Source organism: Streptomyces mirabilis (genome assembly GCF_039503195.1).
Taxonomy (GTDB): Bacteria; Actinomycetota; Actinomycetes; order Streptomycetales; family Streptomycetaceae; genus Streptomyces; species Streptomyces mirabilis_D.
Genome location: NZ_JBCJKP010000001.1, coordinates 1261710 through 1283992, shown reverse-complemented (window position 1 = coordinate 1283992; position 22283 = coordinate 1261710). Strand labels below are relative to the sequence as shown.

The window sequence follows — 22283 nt, the reverse complement described above, 5'->3', positions numbered from 1 at the left end:
CAAAGCGCGGCCGAAACCGTCGGGGTGACTGGTCCGGTCAGGTTACGTACGTGTTGACGTCACTTGCGCACATGACACAACCTCGTCATATAGCTGCTCAATACAACTGGTTTTGCGGAAGCGCTGGACCGCCCATGAAACCGCAGGCTGGCGCGGTGTTCCCGGCAGAACCGGACGCGGGAGGTAACGCATGTGCGGCATCACCGGCTGGGTCTCCTTCGACCGCGACCTGCGCGCCGAGGCGGAGACATTGGATGCAATGACGGAGACGATGTCCTGCCGGGGCCCCGACGACCGCGGCACCTGGACCGAGGGGCCCGCGGCCCTCGGGCACCGCCGGCTCGCGATCATCGACCTGCCCGGCGGACGCCAGCCCATGACCGCCGAGACCCCGGACGGCACGGTCGCACTCGTCTATTCGGGGGAGACCTACAACTTCACCGAGTTGCGCCGCGAGCTGACCGACCGCGGGCACCGTTTCTCGACCGACTCCGACACCGAGGTGGTCCTGCGCGGCTACCTCGAATGGGGCGAGGCGCTCCCCGAGCGGCTCAACGGGATGTACGCCTTCGCGGTCTGGGACGGCCGGCACGACAAGCTCGTGATGATCCGCGACCGCATGGGCATCAAGCCCTTCTACTACTGTCCGACTCCCGACGGCGTCCTCTTCGGCTCCGAACCCAAGGCGATCCTCGCCAACCCGCTGGCCCCGGCCCGGGTCCGCCTCGACGGACTGCGCGAGCTGTTCACCTTCGTCAAGACGCCCGGACACGCGATCTGGGACGGCATGCGCGAGGTGGAACCCGGCACCGTCGTCACCGTCGACCGCTCCGGTCCGCGCCGCCGCGTCTACTGGCAGCTGGAGACCCGGCCGCACACCGACGACCGTGACACCTCCATCGCCACCGTCCGCTCGTTCCTCGAGGACATCGTGCGCCGCCAGCTCGTCGCCGACGTGCCGCGCTGCACCCTGCTCTCCGGCGGGCTCGACTCCTCCGCCATGACCGCGCTGGCCGCCCGGCAGCTCGGCGAGCACGGCGAGAAGGTCCGCAGCTTCGCCGTCGACTTCGTCGGCCAGAGCGACCACTTCGTCGCCGACGAGCTGCGGGGCACCCCCGACACCCCCTTCGTGCACGACGTGGCCCGCGCCTCGGCCACCGACCACCAGGACATCGTCCTCGACGCGCACGCCCTGGCCGACCTCGACGTCCGGGCGAAGGTGATCAGGGCGCGCGACCTCCCCATGGGCTTCGGCGACATGGACGCCTCCCTGTACCTGCTCTTCCAGGCCATCCGCGAGCACTCCACGGTCGCGCTCTCCGGGGAGTCGGCGGACGAGGTCTTCGGCGGCTACCTGCAGTTCTTCGACGAAGGGGCCCGCAGCGCCGAGACCTTCCCCTGGCTCGTCCGGTTCAGCCGGGACTTCGGCGACGACGCCGACGTACTGCGCCCGGACCTCACCAAGGTGCTGGACCTGGAGTCGTACGTCGCCGACGGCTACCGTACGGCCGTCGCGGGCATCCGGCGGCTCGACGGCGAGAGCGACTTCGAGTACCGGATGCGGCGGATCTGCCACCTCCACCTGACCCGCTTCGTCCGCGTCCTGCTCGACCGCAAGGACCGCGCGAGCATGGCCGTCGGCCTGGAGGTGCGGGTGCCGTACTGCGACCACCGGCTCGTCGAGTACGTCTACAACACGCCCTGGTCCCTGAAGTCCTTCGACGGACGGGAGAAGAGCCTGCTGCGGGAGGCGACCGCCGACCTGATCCCCAAGTCCGTGTACGACAGGGTCAAGAGCCCCTATCCGTCCACCCAGGACCCCAAGTACGCGATCGCCCTCCAGGACCATGCCAAGGACCTCCTGGCCCGGCCCGCGCACCCGGTCTTCGACCTCGTCGACCGGCAGCGGGTCCACCGGGCCGCCCACCGCGACAGCCCGCAGATCACGCAGGCGTCGCGGCGGGGCCTGGAGCGCACCCTGGACCTGGCGCTGTGGCTGGACATGTACGCCCCGGACGTACTGCTCACCTGAGCGCCCGGTCGGCGGCCGCCTGCGAGGACTTCCACCACGAGGTCACCGGCTCCCACACCAGGACGACGCGACCGACGCCCAGCTCGCGCGCGGTGAACGTACGGCCGAAGCGCGCGGGGTCCGCCGAGACGCTGATCGCCTCCACCCGGCGGGCCTCCGGGTCCGCCGGGTCGGCGATGGTCCGCAGGGCCGCGTACGCCGTCCGGCCCGCATCGAGCAGGTACGGCCCGCTCCGCCCCGCGGGAACCGGCAGGGCGGCGCCGTCGAGGTCCCCGAAGACGACGGTCGGGATGCGGTCGACGGTGCACGCCCGGGTGGAGCGGTTGGTAACGCCGAGGTGCAGCAGCGTGGGGTCGCCGGAGCGGTGGGCGTGGACGGTGACGGCCTTCTCGGCGCAGCGGGCGGGCCGCGCGGCGGCCGAGCCGCTCTGCGGCACGGCGAGGAGCAGCGCCACGGCGACGGCCGGGAGGGCGAGAACGGGTCGGATGCGCATCGGTGGGTTCCCCCTGTTTCGGTCACGAGCGGTGTCATCAGCGATGTCACGAACGGTGAGCAACGCCTGCTCAGTGTGACGGCCGAAGTGCCCTACGGGTGGTGTCCGACCCCTCAGGGGGCCGTCGCGTCCTCCGGGCCGCAGGAACTGCCGTTGTCCGGCAGTGAGCCGTACAGCAGGAAGTCGGTGACCTTCTGGCGCACGCACTTGGACGACGCGTAGCCGGTGTGGCCCTCGCCCTTGTTGTCGAGCACGACGGCTGCGGAGCCGAGCCGCTCGGCGGTCTCCTCGGTCCAGCGGTACGGGGTCGCCGGGTCCCCGCGGGTGCCGACGAGAAGCATCTTCGGCGTGTGGACATCGCGTACCTTCTCGCGGATGTAGTCGCTGCCCTTGGGGCGGCCGTAGCACATCAGCAGCTCGTTGAGGCGGAGGGAGCCGAAGATCGGCGACGCCTCCTGGTAGGCGGCCTTCAGCTCGTCGATCTCCTTGGTGAGCTGTGCGGCGCTGGGCCGATCGGGGTCGTCGGCGCAGTTGATCGCCAGGAGCGCGCTCTCGAGGTTGTCCGGGGGCACGTTCGCGGGGTCGACCAGCCCGCCGTACGTGGCGTGGGGCAGGGCGCTGCCCCCGGCCGCCTGCAACAGTGGGCTCGGGTCGCCGTCCTGGACGAGTGAGGCGAGGGACCGCTCGAGCTTCGGCCACCCCTTGCGGTCGAAGAGTTCCAGACCCATGGTCGCCACCAGGTCCTGGCCGGAGAACTGCTGCCCGAAGTTCGTCGGCACCGGGTCCTTGTCCAGCGAGTCGACGAGCCGCGCGACCCGCTGACGGGCATCGCGCGCATCCTGCCCGAACGGGCACGACGTGTCCTGGGTGCACCAGGTGAGGAAGTCCTCCAGGGCGGTCTGCTGCCCCTCGGCGCTCACCAGGCCCGACTCGGACAGCGGCTCGGTGAGCGTGTCCACGCCGTCGAGCACCATGCGGCCCGTCTGGTCGGGGAACTGGCTCGCGTACACCGCGCCCAGGCGAGTTCCGTACGAGAACCCCAGGTAGTTGAGCTTCTTGTCGCCGAGGGCCTGGCGCATCACGTCCAGGTCCCGGGAGGCGTTGACCGTGCCGATGTGGGCCAGTACCGGGCTGGAGTGCTTGGCGCACGCGTCGGCGTCCTTCCGCACCTGCTTGAGGAGTGCCGCCGGGCTGCTGTCGTGGGTGGCCGCGCCCGTCGCGTCGGAGCCCTGGCCCATGCCGCCGCCGCAGCTGACGGGAGAGGACCGGCCGACACCGCGCGGGTCGAAGGTCACCACGTCGTAGCCGTTGGTGAGCGGCATGAAGTCCTTGCCGCCGGTGGCGAGCTGCGGGACTCCCGGGACGCCGGGGCCGCCGAAGTTCAGCAGTACGGATCCCCTCGACGGACCGGTGGCGCGGTAGCGGGCCAGCGCGAGGTCGAGCGTCCCGGCGCCCGGGCGCGCGTAGTCCAGCGGGACGGTCACCTGCCCGCACTGCAGATCCGCGGGCATCGCGTCGCCCTTGCAGGTGCCCCACTTGATCTGCTGGTGGTAGAAGCGGGACAGGTCGGGGCCCTCGCCAGCCGTCGCCACCCCCGAGGGCAGACCCGCCGCCAGCAGGGCCAGTGTCACGACGCAGACTCCGTACGCCCAGCGTTGGTGCGCGGACAGCATGGATGCCTCCAGGGACGCCCGGCGTCGTACCGGGCGCCAGGGGGATAGCTCCTCGCTCACGATAAGCGGGTGTCCGGGAGCGCGCCTCTGGGCGGGCGTTCGATAAACGTGACCCTCGATGGGGTGAAAGCACGATCAGCCATAACGTCGGATGGTCCTCCCGCGTTTTACGCGGTGCGGGCGAGTGCCCGCGTCCATGTCTGGAAGGCAGGGAACCTATGAAACGGGTTACCCGAAATGGTTTGATCGCCGCGGCCGCCGCCTCGGGCGCCGCGATGGCCGTGGCGATGCCGGCGCACGCCGACGCCTCGGCGGACGGCGGCACGGCGGCTTCGCCCGGGCTGATCTCCGGCAACACCCTCCAGCTCCCGGTGCACGTTCCCGTGAACGTGTGCGGCAACACCGTGAACGTGGCCGGGCTCCTGAACCCCGCCGCGGGCAACGGCTGTGCGAACGTGAGCGAGGGCGGGGGCCCCGGCGTCGGCGGGAGGAGCCACGGCAGGAGCGGCGAAGGCGCCGGTGGCGTGGACCGCGGCGGTGCCGTCACACGCGGCGGTGCTGTCGCGGTCGGGAGCGGAAAGGATTCTCCGGGCGTGCTCTCGGGCAACGGCCTGCAGCTCCCGGTGCACCTCCCGGTGAACCTCAGCGGCAACTCCGTGAGCGTGGTGGGCCTCGGCAACGCGTCCGTGGGGAACACGTCCACGAACACCTCCGGCGACCACCCCCAGCCGGTGAAGACCGCCCCGAGGCCGCACACGACGCCCAGGGCGCAGGTGCCGCCCTACCAGGCCCCGCCGCGGCCGATGGCCTCCCTCGCCCACACCGGCGCCGACCAGACGATGCCGGCGGTCGCCGCGAGCGCCGCCCTTTTGCTGGGCGGGGCCGTTCTGTACCGGCGGTTCCGGCCCACGGGGGTCCGCTGACGCGCAAGGCCCCACCGGGCACACGACCCGGTGGGGCCCCGTTCGGGTGGCTTCCACGAGTGGTCCCCGGGCGGCGTCAGCGCATCTCGGGAAGGTCGTCGCGCAGGATGCTGTAGCGCATGCCGTCGCGCCACCGGCCGTCCCGGAACCCCACACTGCGCAGCACGCCCTCGCGGGTGAACCCGGCCTTCTCCAGGGCGCGTTGCTCGGCGATGTTCTCCGCCTCGGTGTCCGCCTCGATCCGCACCACGGTCGTGTGCGCGAACAGGTAACGGACGAGCTGCCGCTGGGCTTCCGTGCCCCAGCCCTTGCCGCGCGCCTCCGGCAGCAGGCCGATGCCGATGTTCCAGTAGTACGTGCTCGGGGTGGGCCGGATCTTCCGCCACCCGACGAAGCCCAGGCGCTCCTCGCCGCGCACGACCATCAGATAGCCCGCGTCGTCGCCGAGCATGTGGTCCTCCGCCCACTTGCGCCGCCAGCGGTCCGGGTCCCGCCAGCCGAACCACTGGAAGGGCGTGGCGGTCTCGGGTTCCGTCAGGAACCGCTCCATGACGGGCAGGTCGTCCTCGGCCACCGGGCGCAGGATCACGTCATCGACACTCATGGACGACAAGCCTATGAGTGACGGAGGACCAAGGACCCGTCGCTAAAGCGCCGGGCTCGCACAACGGTCATTACTGACGGTGATGTGTCGTTTGCGTCCAGCCCCGCTCCGAGGCGTTCGGGGTGGGGCGGGGGCCGTTGACGGGGCCCCGCGTCGCCACAACCCCCCTGCTCTGGCACGGATGGTGCGGGAGCCATTGCGGTCTGCGTGCGCAACGAATCCGCAGTTCCGGCACGCGAACCAGGTCTGGGAGACCCGGTTCGCTCTGTCCACGTGTCCGCACTCGGCGCAGGTGCGGGAGGTGTACGCCGGATCGACGTGCGCCACCGCCACTCCTGCCCGGCGGGCCTTGTATGCGGCCTGCGCGCCCAGGCCCCAGCGGGATTTGACCTCGCCGTAGACCTGCTTGCGCAGGGCGAAGTTCTTGAACTCCCCGCGTGCGAAAGCGGTCTCGCTCACCCAGGTGGCGGCCTCGTTGCAGGCGCGCACGGTCGAGAGACCATTTCTGGTCTCCGTCCTACCTCGCCGCCTCCGCAGGCGGCGCACCCCTCACGGTCATCAAGGAGTACATCGAGAGCCAGAAGTGTCCTGGGTGAGCCCTCAGCGGCTCCGCCGCCACGACAGGGATGCGATTCCTCCCGGGCGTAGACGCCCGGGGTTCCTCGCAAGAATCAAGCTGAAATCCCCGTGGAGATCGGGAAGGATGCTGCGGGCGCGGGCGACCGCCGCGCACCCCCGCCGCAAGCGAATGGAGCGCGCACATGACTTCTCCTGGTCCCGCGGATCTCGTCGTCGCCCGGGCCTCGCTCGACGACTGGTCGGTGATCAGCGGGTGGGCGGGGGACGAGGGATGGAATCCGGGGCTGTCCGACGCACCGAGCTTCTTCGCCCAGGATCCCGAGGGTTTCTTCATCGGCAGGATCGACGGGCAGCCGGTCTCGGCGGTGTCGGTCGTGACGTACGACGCCGACTACGCCTTCCTGGGCTTCTATCTCGTACGACCGGATCTGCGCGGCCGCGGCCACGGCCTCACCACCTGGAGGACGGCCCTCGCCCACGCCGGCGGCAGGACCGTCGGTCTGGACGGTGTGGTGGCGCAGCAGGACAACTACCGCAAGTCCGGCTTCGAACTGGCCCACCGCACCGTCCGGTTCATCGGAACCGTGCCGGCGGCACAGACGCCACCGGGGGCGCGGCCCGCCGCGGCGGCCGACTTCGCGTCGATCGCGGCGTACGACAGTGCCTGCTGCCCGGCCGACCGACCCCGCTTCCTGGAGCGGTGGCTCACCGGTCCAGGCCACCGCACCTTCGTCCGCGTGGCCGACGGCCACCTCACCGGCTACGCGGTGGTCCGGCCCGCCCTCGACCGCCCGCGCGTGGGCCCGCTGTTCGCCGACACCGCCGAGGACGCCCGCGCCCTCCTGCTGGCGCTGGCCGCCGAGGCTCCCGGGGGCGAGGTCGCCATCGACATCCCCGAGTCGAACGCGCCGGGCGTCGCCCTCGCCGAGGAGTTCGGCCTCACCCCCTCCTTCGAGACCGCCCGGATGTACACCGGACCGGTCAGGCCGTTCAGCGCCGAGCGCGTCTACGGGGTCACCACGCTCGAACTCGGCTAGATCCTGTCCGGCGGATCAGGCCGGGCGCTGGTTCACGCCGCGGAGCGTTCGTCGGGCAGGCGACGGCGCAGGGCGGTCTCCTGGACGGCGGGTGGGTTGTAGGCCATGTCGAGCGTCCCGATGTCGGTGCCGGGCGGCACGATCGCGTCGATCTGGTCGAGGATCTCGTCGGTCAGAGTGGTCTCCGCGCCCGCGAGAAGGTCGTCCAAGTGGGCCATCGTGCGCGGTCCGATGATCGCGGAGGTGACGCCGGGGTGGGCGATCGCGAACGCCATGGCCAGGTGCGTCAGCGGCATCCCCGCCTTCTCGGCCAGGGGGATGAGCTGTTCCACGGTGTCGAGCCGGCGTTCGTCGCTGAGGTGCTTGAAGCCGAACGCGGCACGGTGACTGTCGGCCTGGCGGTCCTTGCGGTAGCGGCCGGTCAACAGGCCGCCCGCGAGCGGGCTGTAGACCAGGGCGCCCATGCCGTAGCGCTCGCAGACGGGCAGCACCTCGCGCTCGATGCCGCGGTTGAGGACCGAGTACGTCGGCTGCTCGCTGCGGAACCGCATCAGACCCCGTCGCTCGGCGACCCACTGCGCCTCGACGATGTCCGAGGCGGGGAAGGAGGAGGTGCCGATGGCCCGGACCTTGCCCGCGCGCACCAGGTCGGTGAGGGCCGAGAGGGTCTCCTCCACGTCGGTGTCCGGGGCGGGCCGGTGGATCTGGAACAGGTCGACGTGGTCGGTACCGAGCCGGCGCAGCGAGTCCTCCAGCGCGCGGACCAGCCAGCGCCGCGAGTTGCCCCGCTGGTTGGGGTCGTCCCCCATGGGGAGGTGGGCCTTGGTGGCGAGTACGACGTCGTCCCGGCGGCCCTTGAGGGCCTTGCCGACGATTTCCTCGGACTCGCCGCGTGAGTAGGCGTCCGCGGTGTCGACGAAGTTGATGCCCGCGTCCAGCGCCTTGTGGATGATCCGGACGGAGTCGTCGTGGTCGGGGTTGCCGATGGCGCCGAACATCATCGCGCCCAGACAGTACGGGCTGACCTTGATGCCGGTTCGGCCCAGTGTGCGGTGCTTCATGAGTCTCCTTGTTGCGTCGGCCGGTGCCCGCCGCGGCGCGTGAGGCTGGCGGAAACGGAACAGCGTTCAACCTAGACGATACGGAACGCTGTTCCGGTTTAGCAAGGGGAAGCATCCCCTGGCGGCGCGCTACGAACCCGCCGAGGCGCTCGCCAAGTGGCTCCAGCGCTTCGCGGGCTTCATCGCCACGAAACGCGGACTCAGTGCGGCCCTGCACTCGGGGGACCCGGCCTACGACACTCTGCCCTCCTACTTCCAGCAGCGCTTCATGCCCGTCCTCGGCGCGCTCCTGGACACCGCGGCGAAGGCCGGCGAGATCCGCTCCGACGTCGACCCGGAAGACCTCCTGGTCGCCACGCGCAATCTGACGCTGCCCGCCCAGGAGGACGGCAACGGTCACACCCCGCATGATCGCCCTGCTCGTCGACGGACTCCGCTACGGCGCCCCCGCCCGGGAAACTCGCTGAAGGACCGGCGTCCGGACAGACCCTGGGGCCCTGCGGGCGGGGTGTCAGGCGGGCCGCCGCGCGGGAAACGCCCGCCACCGCCCCACCGCCACCACACCGACCGCGGCGGCGATCAGTGGGAGTGACGTCCAGGGAAGAGCCGTGGCTCCCGCGCTCTCCAGGACAAGTCCCCCGGTGAGGGAACCGGCCGCGATGCCGGCGTTGTAGACGGTGGTCTGCAGGGAGGTGGCCACGTCGGCGTGGGCGGGGCCGGATGCGTCGACCAGCGCGGTCTGGATCAGCGTCGGTGCCCCGCCGAACGCGGCGCCCCACAGGGCGACGGAGACGAGGAGCACGAGGGGGTCGCCCGCGGACACGGCCAGCGCCGCCATCGCGCAGGCGATCAGGGCGAGGGCCGTCAGCAGCGTACGGCGCAGGTGCGCGTCCACCAGGGCGCCGACGATCCAGATCCCCACGACCGTCGCCACCCCGAACACCAGCAGGACGACACCGGTATGACCGAAACCGGTGTGCGCGGCGAAGGGGGCGACGTAGGTGTACATCACCTGGTGCCCCAGCAGCAGGAGCAGGGTCACGGAAAGGACGGTCACGATGCCGGGCAGCGCGGCCACCCGGCGCAGGGGTACCCGCCCGTCCGTCGGTTCGCCGGGCAGGCCCGGCACCCGCCACCGCACCCAGAGCACGAGGAGCGCGGCGAGCACGGACAGCACACCGAAGGCCGCGCGCCAGCCGACGGCGTCCGCCAGCGCGGTGCCCGCGGGCACGCCCAGCGACAGGGCGAGGGTGATGCCCCCGAGGACGATCGCGATGGCACGGCCGCGCCGCTCGGCGGACACCATCCGGGCCGCGTAGCCGACGAGCATCGCCCACAGCGTGCCGCCCATCACCCCGGCCCCGAGCCGGGCCGCGAACGTGAGCGCGTACCAGGACGACAGCGCGGTGACGGCGTTGCAGAGGGCGAAACCCAGGAGGGTGCCGGTCAGTACCCGGCGGCGCGGCTGCCCGCGCAGCGCGGCCGTGAGGGGCACCGCGGCGAGGAAGGAGGCGAGTGCGTAACCGGTCACCAGGAAACCGACACGCCCCTCGGACACCCCCAGGGCCGGAGCCATCCGCGGCAGCAGACCGGCGGGCAGCAGTTCGGTCAGTACGGCGGTGAAGGCGGCCGTGGACAGAGCGAGCAGCCCCGGGAGCGGCAGCCCGGAGGCGGGCGGAGCGGTGCCCTTGGCGGGCGGTGCGAGCGACATGCGACCATGCTGAAACCTTCACATCAGTGTGAAGGCAAGCGCGTCTGCCCCGGAGAGCGGAGTCATGCGGATCGGTGAGCTGTCGCGCCGCACCGGCGTCCCCACCCGGATGCTGCGCTACTACGAGGAACAGGGCCTGCTGCGCCCCGAGCGGGCCGCCAACGGCTATCGCGCGTACGGCGACGCGGCCGTCCCGTGCGTACGGCAGATCCGGGGGCTGCTCGACTCCGGGCTCACCACCGAGATCATCCGTGTGATCCTGCCGTTCCTGTCCGACCCCGGCGAGATCCATCTCCACCCCGAGTGCCTGACCCAGGAGACCGCCGCACTCCTGCGGGGCGAGATCGACCGCATCCAGAGCCGCATCGACTGCCTGGCCCGCAACCGGGACGCGCTGCGGGCCTACCTCGACACCGTCCGGCCGGGAACCCCGCGGCCTTGAGCCGGCCGGCTCGAGGCGGCCGTCAGTTGGCGAGTGCCCGGGCGTGCTGGGCCGCCTCGCTCACGGATCCGCGGTGCACCGGACCGTGCCCGGGCAGCAGGACGTCCGCCGAGAGTGCCTCGATGAGTTTCAGCGAGGCGAGGGCGTTCGCGCGCTCGGCGTGGAACATGTCGGGCAGCAGCTGCGGGCCCTGTATCCGCGAGGTGGGGTGACCGCTGACCAGGGCGTCGCCGGAGATCACGATCCCGGCGTCCGGCAGGTGGTAGACGCAGTGTCCGGCGGTGTGCCCGGGTGTGTGCACCGGCACCGGACCGCCGGGAAGATCGAGCGCCCCCTGACCGGGGAACGGCTCGGGCCGGGTCATCCGGACGTCCGCCGTGCCGCCGGACCGGATCGCGTGCACCGCCCAGGGCAGCACGCCGGGACGCCAGGCCTGGCGTATCACCTCGCCCACGCTCACCTGCTGGAGGAACTCGCGGCGCGCGTGCGCCACCTCCTCCTCGTGCAGATGGACCGGGACGCCGTAGGTGCTGCTCAGGTACTCGGCCGACCCGAGATGGTCGTTGTGCGCGTGGGTGATGAGTACGGCGCTGATGGCCTCGGGGGAGTGGCCGAGCGCGTCGAGGGAGGCGAGGACGTCCGGGCGGTCGCCCGGATATCCGGTGTCGATCAGGGTGACGGCGTCCCCCTCGGTCAGGATCACCCAGTTGGTGTTGCTGCCGTGAACCAGATGGATTCCGGCCGCCACCTCGACGATCGCGTCCTCGCGCATGACCATCCCGATGCTTGAGATCTCTGCCGGCCGGGTCGGGCCGGGTCGAACCGAAAGGTACCGCGTGCGGCCGGCAACGCGACGGGCGGCCTCCGGGGCGCGGACGCGTTCACCGACGGCCTGGCCGAACGTGAACGGGCTCTGCCGGCAAGGGACTTGACGCGCCCGCGAAATCGCGGCTCCCATATGGCGAGTCTCGTTGACTTTTGTTCGAGTCTGCGAACAAACCGCTCAAGGGAGAGCCGTATGTCCCCCCATTCGCACACCGCGCGCCTCAGAGGCCTCCTGAAGCGCGCAGCCGTTCACGGCGCGGCCCTTGGCCTGGCCGTCGCCGGATTGGCCGGAGTCGGACGCTCCGCCACTGCGCTCACCGCCGAGCCGGCTGCCGTCAGCACCAACCAGATCGGGGTCGCCCCGGCCCCGATGGGCTGGGCGTCCTGGAACACCTTCGCCAGCGTCATCGACTACGACACCATCAAGGCCCAGGCCGACGCCCTCGTGTCGTCGGGCATGGCCGCCGCGGGCTACAAGTACGTCAACATCGACGAGGGCTGGTGGCTGGGCACCCGCGACGGCAACGGCGACATCACCGTCGACACCGCCAAGTGGCCGGGCGGGATGAAGGCCGTCGTCGACTACATCCACAGCAAGGGCCTCAAGGCCGGGATCTACACCGACGCGGGCAAGAACGGCTGCGGCTACTACTACCCGACCCCCTCGGGAACGGCCGCCGCGCCCAACACCGGTATGGAGGGCCACCACCAGCAGGACCTGGAGACCTTCCAGAACTGGGGCCTCGACTTCCTGAAGATCGACTGGTGCGGAGGTGACGCCGAGGGCCTCGACCAGGAGACGACGTACCAGGCAATTCGTGACGCCAACACCGCCGCGACTGCCGTCACCGGCCGCCCGCTCGTCCTGTCGCTGTGCGAGTGGGGCACGGGCAACCCCTGGAACTGGGCCGCCGGCACGGGCGCGATGTGGCGCACCAGCACCGACATCGTCTACTACCCCGACAACCCGACGATGACCAACATCCTGGCCAACTTCGACAAGTCGCTGCACCCCGCCGCCCAGCACACCGGCTACTACAACGACCCGGACATGATGACGGTCGGCATGAACGGCCTGAGCGCCGCCCAGAACCGCACCCACATGGGCCTGTGGGCGATCTCAGGCGCCCCCCTGCTCGCGGGCAACAACCTGGCCACCATGAGCTCGACGACCGCCTCGATCCTCACCAACTCCGAGGTCGTCGCGATCGACCAGGACCCGCGCGGCCTCCAGGGCGTCAAGGTCGCCGAGGACAGCACCGGCCTGCAGGTCTACAGCAAGATCCTCTCCGGTACCGGGAAGCGCGCGGTCCTGCTGCTGAACCGTACGTCCGCCGCGGCGAGCATCACCGCCCGCTGGCAGGACATGGGCCTGACCACCGCCTCCGCCGCCGTACGCAACGTCTGGTCGGCGTCCGACGCCGGTTCGTTCGCGACGAGTTACACCACCAGCGTCCCCGCGGGCGAGGGCGTGCTGCTCACCGTCTCCGGCACCGAGGCGTCCGGGACGACGTACGAGGACACCACCTCCGCGACGACCCCGGCCTTCACCGGAGTCACGGCCTCCGCCGCGGGCACCAAGCTGATCGACATCACCTACGCCAACGGCGGTACCGCGGACCGCAAGGCGACGCTTCAGGTGGGTGGCCAGTACGCGCAGACGCTGGCCTTCCCGCCCACCGGCTCGGCGACCACCTACCGGACCGTCTCCGTCCTCGCGTCCCTGGCGAAGGGCTCCAACACGCTGACCTTCGGGGCCTTGGGCACCGCGCCCGACATCGACGCCGTGGCCGTGCGCGCCGTCCCGGGCACCAACGGGACGGCGGTCGTCGGCACCGGATCCGGACGGTGCCTGGACTTCTTCAAGAGCACGATCACCAACAACAGCCAGGCCGAACTGTGGGACTGCGGCGGTGGCCAGAACCAGACGTTCACCTACACCTCGCGCGGTGAACTGGTGGTCTACGGCAACAAGTGCCTCGACGCCTACAACAGCGGTACCGCCAACGGCACCAAGGTCGTCCTGTGGGACTGCAACGGCGGCACCAACCAGAAGTGGACCTTCAACTCCAACGGAACCGTCACCAACAACGTCTCGGGCCTGTGCCTGGACGCACTGGGCGCCGCGACGGCGAGCGGAACCCTGATCGACCTCTGGTCGTGCAACGGCGGATCCAACCAGCAGTGGACCCGCAACTGAACCGTGCCTGACCAGGGACGAAACACCGGGGCGGGGCGGCCTGATCGACTCCGCCCCGGTGCGGAGCCGTTGCCCTATGCGCTCCGGGGTGCTGGAGTGACCCCATGGATCACGTTGCGGTACTTGCCCTGTTCGACCGGGACATGCGGGAGGGCGCGCGGCCCGACAGCCCGGGAGCCCGGGTCGAGCGCGTCGACAAGGTGGTGCGCCAGGTCGGCACCGAGCACGGCTGGAACGGGGTGATCTGGTCGGACCTGGACGAATCGAACGCCGATGCCGCGATCGCCGAGCAGATGCGCTACTTCGGCGAACTCGGCCGTGAGTTCGAGTGGAAGCTGTACGGACACGACAAGCCCGAGGGCCTGGGAAAGCGGCTGCGTGCCGCCGGGTTCGTCGCCCAGCCCGAGGAGACCCTGATGATCGCCGAGTTGGGCGACCTCGCGCTCGACGCCCAGCCGCCCGAGGGCGTACGCCTGCTGCCCGTCACCGACCGCGCGGGTGTCGACCTCGTCGCGGACGTCCACGAACAGGCCTTCGGCACGGACAGCACCCGGATGCGCCACCAACTCCTCGCCCAACTCACCGGCGACGAGGACAACGTGGTCGCGGTGGTGGCCCTCGCCGGTGACGTCCCGGTCAGCGCCGCCCGCATGGAGATGGTCCCCGGTACCCGCTTCGCCGGCCTCTGGGGCGGCGGCACCATCGACTCCTGGCGCCGCCGCGGCATCTACCGCGCGCTGGTGGCCCACCGCGCCCGCGTCGCCGCCGAGCGCGGCTACCGCTACGTCCAGGTCGACGCCACCAGTCAGAGCCGCCCGGTCCTCGCCCGCCTGGGCTTCGAACCCCTGACCACGACAACGCCGTACGTGTACGGGTGACACCGGACGCCGTCCGGGCAGGGACGGCGTCACCGACCGCAGGTCGGCCCCGTCAGCGGCGCACCTTCACCCGGTCGAGCGCCGCGACGCCCACCGCCGCGAGTCCGATCTGAATGACCCACTCGATCCAGTCGACGCCCTTCGTGTTCGCCACGCCGAACGCGGCGGCGATCCCCGAGCCGATGAACGCTGCCACGATGCCGACGAGGATCGTCCACAGGATGCCGATGCGCTGGCGCCCCGGGACGACGAGCCGGCCCAGCACGCCGATGATGATGCCGATGAGAATGGCGCTGATGATGCCTGAGATCTCCATGCCCGCCCCTTTTTGTCAGGACCCCCGCAGTTAGGTGTGTTCCCCCTGCGGGCGAAGACAGTCCGTCCCGCTTTCCGGCCGTCCAGCGTCCGCTCCGGCGGGCTCCTGTTCAGTCGCGTTCCTGCCATGTACCGTTCAAGAATCTGTCACGCGGCAGTCGGCCAACCACCGTTCTACGCGCGCAGACTTGGCGCCCGCACCGCCTCTCCCCACCCCTCATGGAGGTTTGCAGGATGCTCGGATTCAGAAGATCCCGCCACAGACTCACCACGGCCGCGGCCGTGTTCGGACTGCTCGTCGCGGGTGCGGCCGTCCAGGCGTCCGCGGCCGCTCCGGCCGCCGCCGCGACCCCGCACCGCATCCTGTTCGACAACGCCCACGCGGAGACGGCGGGCAACGCCGACTGGATCGTCTCCACCAGCCAGCCCGACCCGCTGGGCCAGGACTCCTCGCCGTCGGCGGAGACCGACTGGACCGGAGCCCTCTCCTCCTGGGGTGTGGCCCTGCAGAAGACCGGCGACTACAGCCTGAAGACGCTGCCTTCGGGCTCCAGCCTGGCCTACGGCGGCTCGACGGCCACCGACCTGTCGAACTTCGACACGCTGGTGCTGCCCGAGCCCAACACGCTCTTCACCACGGCCGAGAAGACCGCGATCATGACGTTCGTGAAGAACGGCGGCGGTCTGTTCATGATCTCCGACCACACCGGCGCCGACCGCAACAACGACGGCTACGACGCGGTGAAGATCCTCAACGACCTGATGACCAACAACAGCGTCGACTCCACCGACCCGTTCGGCTTCTCCATCGACTCGCTGAACATCAGCTCGGGCTACCCGGCGGCGATCAGCGACAGCACCGACGCCGTCCTGCACGGCTCGTTCGGCACCGTCACCAAGAGCCTCATCGCCAACGGTACGACGGCCACGCTGAACCCCGCCGACAACTCGTCGGTCAAGGGCCTGCTCTACCGCTCCGGTTACTCGGGCAACACCGGGGCCTTCTTCGCCACCAGCACCTTCGGCAGCGGCAAGGTCGCCTTCTGGGGCGACAGTTCGCCGATCGACGACGGAACCGGCCAGTCCGGCAACACGCTCTACGACGGCTGGAACGACACCGGCGCCACCAACGCCGCCCTCGCCCTGAACGCCACCGAGTGGCTCGCGGGCGGCAGCAGCAGCGGCGGTGGCGGCGGAGGGGGCGGCGGTACCTGCACGGCCGCCCAACTGCTCGCCAACCCCGGCTTCGAGTCCGGCAACACGTCTTGGACCGCGACCAGCGGTGTCATCACCAACAGCTCCAGCGAGGCCGCCCGTACGGGCTCCTACAAGGCCTGGCTGAACGGCTACGGCTCGGCCACCACGGACACGCTCTCCCAGTCGGTCGCCATCCCGTCCGGCTGCGCGGCCACCCTGAACTTCTATCTCCACGTGGACACGGCCGAGACGACCACCACCACGGCCTACGACACCCTCAAGGCCCAGGTGCTCAACAGCAGCGGCACAGTCCTGTCGACGCTCGCCACGTACTCGAACCTGAACGCCGCGTCGGGCTACACGCTGCGCAGTTTCGACCTGTCCGGCTACGCCGGGCAGACGGTCACCGTCAAGTTCACCGGCACCGAGGGCTCCACCCTGCAGACGTCGTTCGTCCTCGACGACACGGCGCTCAACGTGAGCTGAGTACGAAACGCGTGAGAGGGCGGGCCCGGAAACGGGCCCGCCCTCTCACGCACCGGAGTTCGGCACGTCCTTCGTCACAAGGCGTGAAACATGTGGGTCACTGTCACCCGCCGGGCGGGGTGGATCGGGTGCCGGCCGCCGGGACGGTCGTCTCCGGTGTGTTCCATCCCGAGACCCGAACCCGGGGGGCCGAACCATGCAGGTCGGCCGTCCGGCAGGTGGCGGTGAGCGTCGTGGACTCGCCGGGCCACAGGCTGACCTGGTTGTCGGACCACCGAACGGGCAGGACGGGCTTGCCTGCGGCGTCCACGAGGTGCACGTCGGTCAGCAGGGACGGAGTCTTCCCGGTCCCGGTGTTGCGTAGCGTGACCGTCGTCGTGGACGCGCCGTCCGTGCCGGCCGAGGTCGTGGCCGTCGCCGAAACCGGCACCTGTGCCATGGAGTTGAGCCCCTTGAGGTCCGCGTAGCTCGTCGTCGGCGTGTAGTACCAGTCGGTCTTGGCCCAGTCGAGGGTGTCGGACTTGGTGGACAGCCAGTAGACGTTGCGGCTGACCTCCTTGCCCTCGGCGTCGGTGAGGACGAGGCGTGCCAGGTAGGTCGTCGACAGGCCGCTCACGGAGGACGGCACGGTGAGGGGGGTGCTGTGGGCGCCGTCCCCGTCCACGTCCACCCCGGTCGCCGTCCTGTCGTACTTCTGCGTGCCGTCGGTGTCGAAGAGCGTGACCCGGGCCGTGAGTCCGGACGCGGAGGCGTGCCGGTTGTTCACGACGACGATCGAACGGGTGTCGTAGGAGTACTGGATGTGCAGCGGCTCGTTCGCCTTCCTGGCCCCGAAGTAGGCGCCGCCCTGGTCGAGGTAACGGTCCATCAACTGCCAGTGCAGCGACGTCCATCCGCTGTTGAACATCCAGTAGACGACCCCGGTCGCGGGGTTGGCGGAGTCGGTGGCGTTGCGCCCGTACGCCTCGTACTGCGCGCGTACGTTCTCGTACTGGGCGAGCTGTGCCTTGCGTACGTAGTCGGTCAGGCCGCTCGGCGCTCCGTACCGTCCCGCGAGCGCGTCGTCGTACAGCTTGAGCGTGCCGAAGGTCGACGACGGTGAGCGGTGGTACTGCTTGGTGGTCGGGCTCTTCCACAGGGTGTCCAGCTCGGCGGGCGACATCATGCGACGCAGGGTGTCGAGGGTGGGGATGTCGGGGCCCGCGCTGGTCTCGGAGTTGAAGCCGGTGGCGCCGCCCTCGCGCTTGGCGTACCAGTAGTTCGGCGGGATCCAGTCGTAGGGACCGGTCATCTTCATGCCCGAACTGCCGCTGACCGGAGAGGACTTGTCGGAGGCGGCGGCGACCACGGGGTTCGGCCAGTCGGCGGCGTCCAGCGCGTCGAGGTAGTTCTTCTCGATCGTCGCGTCCGGCGCGAAGTCGCTGCCGATGAGGAAGGAGATGACGCTCGGGTGGTCGCGCAGCCGGGCGGCCTCGGCGGCCATCGACGCCTTGGCGACCGGGTAGTCGGCCGCGGTCCACTTGTCGCCGGCCTCGCTGCCGTTGACGTTCCCCTCCCATTTGTCGCAGCATTCCCAGCCGGGCAACGTGAGGATGCCGTACCGGTCGGCGAGGTCGAAGAACTCGTCCGGCTCGAGGTGACCCTCGAGGCGGATGGTGTTGAGGCCGAGGTCGAGCGCGTACTTCAGCCGGTCCTCGACATACCTCCGGTCCCAGCGCAGGAACTCGTCCGGGGACCAGCCGCCGCCCTTGACGAGCAACCTGCGGCCGTTGACGCTGTACTGCCGGGCGCCGTCGGAGTTGAGGGGGGCCTTCACCTCGCGGATGCCGAAGTGCTCGTGCGCGGTGTCCGAGGCGCTGCCGCCGACGGAGGCCGTCAGGTCGAGGCCGTACAGCGGCTGTCCGCCCATGCCCGCGGGCCACCACACCTTCGGCGCGCTCAGCCGCAGGCCGGGGGTGTCGGTGGGGGAGAAGGTGACGGTCTTCGTCTCGTGCGCGGCGAGGGAGACGGTTGTGCTGAAGGAGGCGTCCGAGCCGATGCTGCCGGACACCGTCGCCGTGACGGGAGCGCTCGTCTCGTTGCGGGCCTGTGCCTTGACCGTCAGGTCCGCGGAGGCGAGCGAGGGGACGGCGAGCTCGGTGACGACGTGCGCGTCGCGCAGTGCGACCGGACCGCCCCGGCGGACGAGAACGTCACGCACGATGCCCATGTTCTGGTCGGGCGGGGGCTGGAGCCAGTCCAACCAGCCCATGGTCAGGTTCTTGTTGGGCGTGTTGGGCCGGATGCGGAAGGCCACCGTGTTCGTGCCCGACCGCACCAGCGAGGTGATGTCGAGTTCGTGCCGTGTGTAGGCGCCCACGACATCGGCGGCGGTGGCGACCTGCCTGCCGTTGACGTAGACGTCGGCCGCCGAGATCACCCCGCTGAAGTCCAGGTAGCTGCGCTCGGTGGTGTCGGCGACCGTGAAGTCCGAGCGGTACCACCAGGGGACCTGGAAGTCGGCCTTGGGGATCTTCTGCTGGTTGGTCGAGAAGAACGGGTCGGCGTACTTCCCGTCAGCGAGCAGCGCCGCGAGGACGGTGGAGCGGGAACCCGCGGGGTACCAGCCGCTCGCCGGATAGCCCGGGCTCGAGACGTCGGACGCCGCGTCCGTGACCTTGGCCGTCGACTGGATCGCGTACCCGGACAGCGCGGTGGTGCTGCCCGCGGTGGCGGGCACCGGGGTGACCGGCACGCGTGCGGCCGCGTCGGGTCCCGCGCTCCGGGACCCGGCCCACGCGCTGGTCGAGAGGGTGCACAGGAGGCACAGGGCGACGGCGGCCGTGGCGGAACGCCGTCTTGGGGCAGGGCGATGGAACACGGTGGTCTCCTTGGGGGTGGGGAGCATCCGCGCTACGGGACTGCATGTCGGCACTGTGAGGCAGGAGCAAGGGAGGGGAGAGGCGGGAGCAAGGAGGTGCGAGCCGGGCCTGCAAGTTAGGAAACTTTACTAACTGGCGCACAAGCTAGGCGGCCGAGCAATCCGTGTCAATCACCGACGGCGAGTGCCCCGCTCAGGACGCCGAGCGTCGCTCGAACACCACGTCCCTCGCGGTCCCGAGGGCCGTCGCCACCGCGCCCAGCAGAACCGCGTCCTCGCCCAGCCGACTCGGCACGATCTTCGGACGCAGCGGCGTGAGCGTACGCAGGGTCTCGCGCACGGGCCGCAGCAGCAGGTCGATGCTGTGGCCCACGCCGCCGCCGAGCACCACCAGATCGGGATCGAGCACCGCGGCGGCCGCGGCCACCGTGTAGGCGATCCGCTCACCCTCCAGCCGTACCGCGCGCACCGCGGCGGAGTCCCCCGCGCGCGCCGCGTCGAACACGGCCTTGGCCGTGAGCTGGCCGGTCATGCCGAACTGCCGCGCGGCCTCGACGACGGCCTCCCCCGACACCGCGTCCTCCAGCTTCTCCGGCTTCTGCAGCCCCGGCCACGGCAGGAACCCGATCTCCCCGGCCCCGCCGCGCGCCCCCGTGAACAGCCGTCCCTCGTTCACCACACCCATGCCGAGACCGGTGCCGATCAGGATGTACGCGAACAGTCGGCTGCCCGCGCCGACGCCGTACGTGTACTCGCCGAGCGCCGCGAGGTTCGCGTCGTTGTGCACCTCCAGCGGGATGCCGAGCTCCTCGCGCATCCGGTCGAACAGACCCGCGCGGCCCCACCCGGGCAGATGCATCGCGTACCGCACCCGGCGCCGTTCCCCGTCGTACACTCCCGGCGTGCCCACCACCGCGTGCGCCACCTCGTGGGCTCCCAGGCCGGAGTTGGCGACGACCTGACGGGCGGTGGAGACGACGAGGTCGGCCATGGCGCCCGAACTGCGCGCCCGATTGCGCACATCGGCGCGTGCCACCACGCCGCCGTCCAGATCGGCGACCGCCACCCGCAGCCAGCTGCGCCCGATGTCGATGCCGAGCGCGTACCCGGCCGCGGGATCCGGGGCGTAGAGCACCGCCACCCGGCCGCGCTCGGGTGCGTGCGTGCCCGCCTCACGCACCAGCCCCGCTTCCTCCAGGGCCGCGAGCGCGCTGGATACCGTCGGCTTGGACAGCCCCGTCTCCCGTGCGAGCTGAGCCCGCGAGGCGGCGCCGCCCGTGCGCAGCCGGTCGAGCAGCAGCCGCTCGTTGGTACTGCGCAGCCGCTGCCGGTTCCAGGGCTGTTCGGGCTGCGCTATGGCGTCGCTGGCGGGCATCGCACCATTCTCACGCATGCCTGACACCCTCTTGACGCATCTAGTAAGTCTCCTTAACTTTATCGCCCAGTCAGCCTCGCCGGGCCGGCCGAAGGGGAGCCCGCCTCCCCGCGTCCCGATATCAGGAGACCCCTATGTCCGGTAGCCCGCCACCCACCGGCGGTTTCGTCCGCCGCGTCGGCCTGTTCCAGGCCACCGCCATCAACATGAGCCAGATGTGCGGCATCGGCCCGTTCGTGACGATCCCGCTGATGGTCGCCGCGTTCGGCGGCCCGCAGGCGATCATCGGCTTCGTCGCGGGCGCGCTGCTGGCCCTCGCGGACGGCCTGATCTGGGCCGAACTGGGCGCGTCCATGCCCGGCTCCGGCGGCAGTTACGTGTATCTCCGCCAGGCCTTCCAGTACCGCACGGGACGCCTGATGCCGTTCCTGTTCGTCTGGACGGCCATGCTCTTCATCCCCCTGATCATGTCCACCGGCGTGGTCGGCTTCGTCCAGTACCTCGGCTACCTGGCCCCCGACATGGGGAAGACGACGGGCGACCTCATCGGCCTGGCCGTCGTCGCCCTCGTGGTGCTGCTCCTGTGGCGCGGAATCGAACACATCGCCCGCATCACGGCGGTCATGTGGGCGGTCATGATCGCCTCGGTCCTGCTGGTGATCATCGCCGCGGCCACCGACTTCAGCCCCCATCTGGCCTTCACCTACCCGGCGCACGCCTTCGAACTGACCAGCAGCCACTTCTGGATCGGCTTCGCCGCGGGCCTGACCATCGGCATCTACGACTACCTGGGCTACAACACCACCGCGTACATGGGCGCCGAGATCAAGGACCCGGGCCGCATCCTGCCCCGCTCCATCGTCTTCTCCATCCTCGGCATCATGGCGATCTACCTCCTCCTCCAGATCGGCACGCTCGGTGTCATCGACTGGAACCGCATGACCGATCCGACGGACATCGCCTCCACCTCCGTCGCCTCGGCCGTCCTCGAAAAGACCTGGGGCAAGGGAGCCGCCGACACGGTCACGGTCCTCATCCTCATCACCGCGTTCGCCTCGGTCTTCACCGGACTCCTCGGCGGCTCGCGCGTCCCCTACGACGCCGCCCGCGACCGCGTCTTCTTCCGCCCGTACGCCAAGCTGCACCCCAAGCACCGCTTCCCGATGCTGGGCCTGGCGACCATGGGCGTCATCACGGCGATCGGCTTCCTCATCGGCCGCCACACCGACCTGGCCACCCTGATCCAACTCCTCACCACCGTCATGGTGATCGTCCAGGCCCTGGCCCAGATCGTCGCCCTCTCCGTCCTGCGCAAGCGCCAGCCCACCCTCCACCGTCCCTACAAGATGTGGCTCTACCCGATCCCCAGCCTCCTCGCCCTCGTCGGCTGGCTCACGATCTACGGCTACGCCGACAAGAACTCCCCGGGCCGCCACCCCATCGAATGGTCCCTGGCCTGGGTGGCCCTGGGCTGCGTCGCCTTCGTCGTCTGGGCGAACCTGGAAAAGGTGTGGCCCTTCGGCCCGAAGGAGATCAAGGAGGAGTACCTGACCACCTCGACCCCGGACCCGGAGCCCGCCGGAGCCTGAACA

20 protein-coding genes are annotated in these 22283 nt (G+C 70.5%); 10 read left to right on the top strand and 10 right to left on the bottom strand.

Translation table 11 applies throughout. The annotated features are described in order from the left end of the window. Positions 1 to 190 precede the first annotated feature (190 nt). Positions 191 to 2032: an asparagine synthase (glutamine-hydrolyzing) gene (asnB, locus tag AAFF41_RS06465; RefSeq protein WP_319746016.1), complete on the top strand. Its 1842-nt coding sequence runs from the start codon at positions 191 to 193 to the stop codon at positions 2030 to 2032. On the opposite strand, the gene AAFF41_RS06460 is transcribed toward asnB, so the two are convergent. Both AAFF41_RS06460 and AAFF41_RS06455 read right to left on the bottom strand, forming a co-directional pair. After that, positions 2025 to 2525: a DUF4232 domain-containing protein gene (locus tag AAFF41_RS06460; RefSeq protein WP_319746018.1), complete on the bottom strand. Its 501-nt coding sequence runs from the start codon at positions 2523 to 2525 to the stop codon at positions 2025 to 2027. The two genes, asnB and AAFF41_RS06460, sit on opposite strands and share 8 nt — an antisense overlap. Before the next feature lie 113 nt (positions 2526 to 2638). Beyond that, positions 2639 to 4198 carry an alpha/beta hydrolase gene (locus AAFF41_RS06455; RefSeq protein WP_343323642.1) on the bottom strand — a complete coding sequence of 520 codons (1560 nt, stop codon included), beginning with the start codon at positions 4196 to 4198 and terminating at the stop codon, positions 2639 to 2641. Positions 4199 to 4416: 218 nt separating this feature from the next. On the opposite strand from AAFF41_RS06455, the gene AAFF41_RS06450 reads away from it, so the two are divergent. Next, positions 4417 to 5121, top strand: coding sequence for a chaplin (locus tag AAFF41_RS06450; protein ID WP_319746022.1), 705 nt, complete (start codon positions 4417 to 4419; stop codon positions 5119 to 5121). Between the two features lie 76 nt (positions 5122 to 5197). Here the strand turns inward: AAFF41_RS06450 and AAFF41_RS06445 are convergent, their stop codons facing one another. Continuing rightward, a complete protein-coding gene (locus tag AAFF41_RS06445) occupies positions 5198 to 5725 on the bottom strand; it encodes a GNAT family N-acetyltransferase (RefSeq protein ID WP_343323641.1) in 528 nt (175 codons plus the stop codon). Positions 5726 to 5767: 42 nt separating this feature from the next. Continuing rightward, a complete protein-coding gene (locus AAFF41_RS06440) occupies positions 5768 to 6184 on the bottom strand; it encodes a zinc ribbon domain-containing protein (protein WP_425526111.1) in 417 nt (138 codons plus the stop codon). Here AAFF41_RS06440 and AAFF41_RS06435 point away from each other — a divergent pair. After that, positions 6163 to 6321 carry a transposase gene (locus AAFF41_RS06435; protein ID WP_343323640.1) on the top strand — a complete coding sequence of 53 codons (159 nt, stop codon included), beginning with the start codon at positions 6163 to 6165 and terminating at the stop codon, positions 6319 to 6321. The genes AAFF41_RS06440 and AAFF41_RS06435 overlap by 22 nt on opposite strands. Before the next feature lie 165 nt (positions 6322 to 6486). Next, positions 6487 to 7341 (top strand): GNAT family N-acetyltransferase, encoded by an 855-nt coding sequence (locus AAFF41_RS06430; RefSeq protein ID WP_343323639.1) that lies wholly within the window; start codon positions 6487 to 6489, stop codon positions 7339 to 7341. Positions 7342 to 7373: 32 nt separating this feature from the next. Here AAFF41_RS06430 and AAFF41_RS06425 read toward each other — a convergent pair whose 3' ends face one another. After that, positions 7374 to 8402, bottom strand: coding sequence for an aldo/keto reductase (locus tag AAFF41_RS06425; RefSeq protein WP_319746029.1), 1029 nt, complete (start codon positions 8400 to 8402; stop codon positions 7374 to 7376). Positions 8403 to 8490: 88 nt separating this feature from the next. Here AAFF41_RS06425 and AAFF41_RS06420 point away from each other — a divergent pair, with 88 nt between their 5' ends. Next, positions 8491 to 8994 carry an SbtR family transcriptional regulator gene (locus AAFF41_RS06420; protein WP_343326260.1) on the top strand — a complete coding sequence of 168 codons (504 nt, stop codon included), beginning with the start codon at positions 8491 to 8493 and terminating at the stop codon, positions 8992 to 8994. Here the strand turns inward: AAFF41_RS06420 and AAFF41_RS06415 are convergent. Next, positions 8914 to 10113 (bottom strand): MFS transporter, encoded by a 1200-nt coding sequence (locus AAFF41_RS06415; RefSeq protein WP_343323638.1) that lies wholly within the window; start codon positions 10111 to 10113, stop codon positions 8914 to 8916. The two genes, AAFF41_RS06420 and AAFF41_RS06415, sit on opposite strands and share 81 nt — an antisense overlap. A gap of 64 nt (positions 10114 to 10177) precedes the next feature. Here AAFF41_RS06415 and AAFF41_RS06410 point away from each other — a divergent pair, with 64 nt between their 5' ends. Further along, the gene (locus AAFF41_RS06410; protein ID WP_343323637.1) at positions 10178 to 10555 is read left to right on the top strand and encodes a MerR family transcriptional regulator; all 378 of its coding nucleotides are present in this window, start codon (positions 10178 to 10180) and stop codon (positions 10553 to 10555) included. A 22-nt stretch (positions 10556 to 10577) separates the two neighbouring features. On the opposite strand, the gene AAFF41_RS06405 is transcribed toward AAFF41_RS06410, so the two are convergent. Then, a complete protein-coding gene (locus AAFF41_RS06405) occupies positions 10578 to 11327 on the bottom strand; it encodes an MBL fold metallo-hydrolase (RefSeq protein ID WP_319746038.1) in 750 nt (249 codons plus the stop codon). A 246-nt stretch (positions 11328 to 11573) separates the two neighbouring features. Between AAFF41_RS06405 and AAFF41_RS06400 the strand changes: the two genes are divergently transcribed. Then, the gene (locus AAFF41_RS06400) at positions 11574 to 13580 is read left to right on the top strand and encodes a ricin-type beta-trefoil lectin domain protein (protein WP_343323636.1); all 2007 of its coding nucleotides are present in this window, start codon (positions 11574 to 11576) and stop codon (positions 13578 to 13580) included. Positions 13581 to 13684: 104 nt separating this feature from the next. Continuing rightward, positions 13685 to 14458, top strand: a complete 774-nt coding sequence (locus AAFF41_RS06395) for a GNAT family N-acetyltransferase (protein ID WP_319746042.1) — start codon at positions 13685 to 13687, stop codon at positions 14456 to 14458. 52 nt (positions 14459 to 14510) lie between these two features. Here AAFF41_RS06395 and AAFF41_RS06390 read toward each other — a convergent pair whose 3' ends face one another. Then, complete coding sequence (locus AAFF41_RS06390; protein WP_075025850.1) at positions 14511 to 14774, bottom strand: GlsB/YeaQ/YmgE family stress response membrane protein; 264 nt, start codon at positions 14772 to 14774, stop codon at positions 14511 to 14513. Positions 14775 to 15007: 233 nt separating this feature from the next. Between AAFF41_RS06390 and AAFF41_RS06385 the strand changes: the two genes are divergently transcribed. Then, on the top strand, positions 15008 to 16456 hold the full coding sequence (locus tag AAFF41_RS06385; RefSeq protein ID WP_319746044.1) for a hydrolase: 1449 nt from the start codon (positions 15008 to 15010) through the stop codon (positions 16454 to 16456). A 103-nt stretch (positions 16457 to 16559) separates the two neighbouring features. On the opposite strand, the gene AAFF41_RS06380 is transcribed toward AAFF41_RS06385, so the two are convergent. Continuing rightward, positions 16560 to 19316: a glycoside hydrolase family 2 protein gene (locus AAFF41_RS06380; protein ID WP_343323635.1), complete on the bottom strand. Its 2757-nt coding sequence runs from the start codon at positions 19314 to 19316 to the stop codon at positions 16560 to 16562. A gap of 193 nt (positions 19317 to 19509) precedes the next feature. Then, on the bottom strand, positions 19510 to 20709 hold the full coding sequence (locus AAFF41_RS06375; protein WP_415925837.1) for an ROK family transcriptional regulator: 1200 nt from the start codon (positions 20707 to 20709) through the stop codon (positions 19510 to 19512). A gap of 116 nt (positions 20710 to 20825) precedes the next feature. On the opposite strand from AAFF41_RS06375, the gene AAFF41_RS06370 reads away from it, so the two are divergent. Then, positions 20826 to 22280 carry an APC family permease gene (locus AAFF41_RS06370; RefSeq protein ID WP_319746048.1) on the top strand — a complete coding sequence of 485 codons (1455 nt, stop codon included), beginning with the start codon at positions 20826 to 20828 and terminating at the stop codon, positions 22278 to 22280. Positions 22281 to 22283 lie beyond the last annotated feature (3 nt).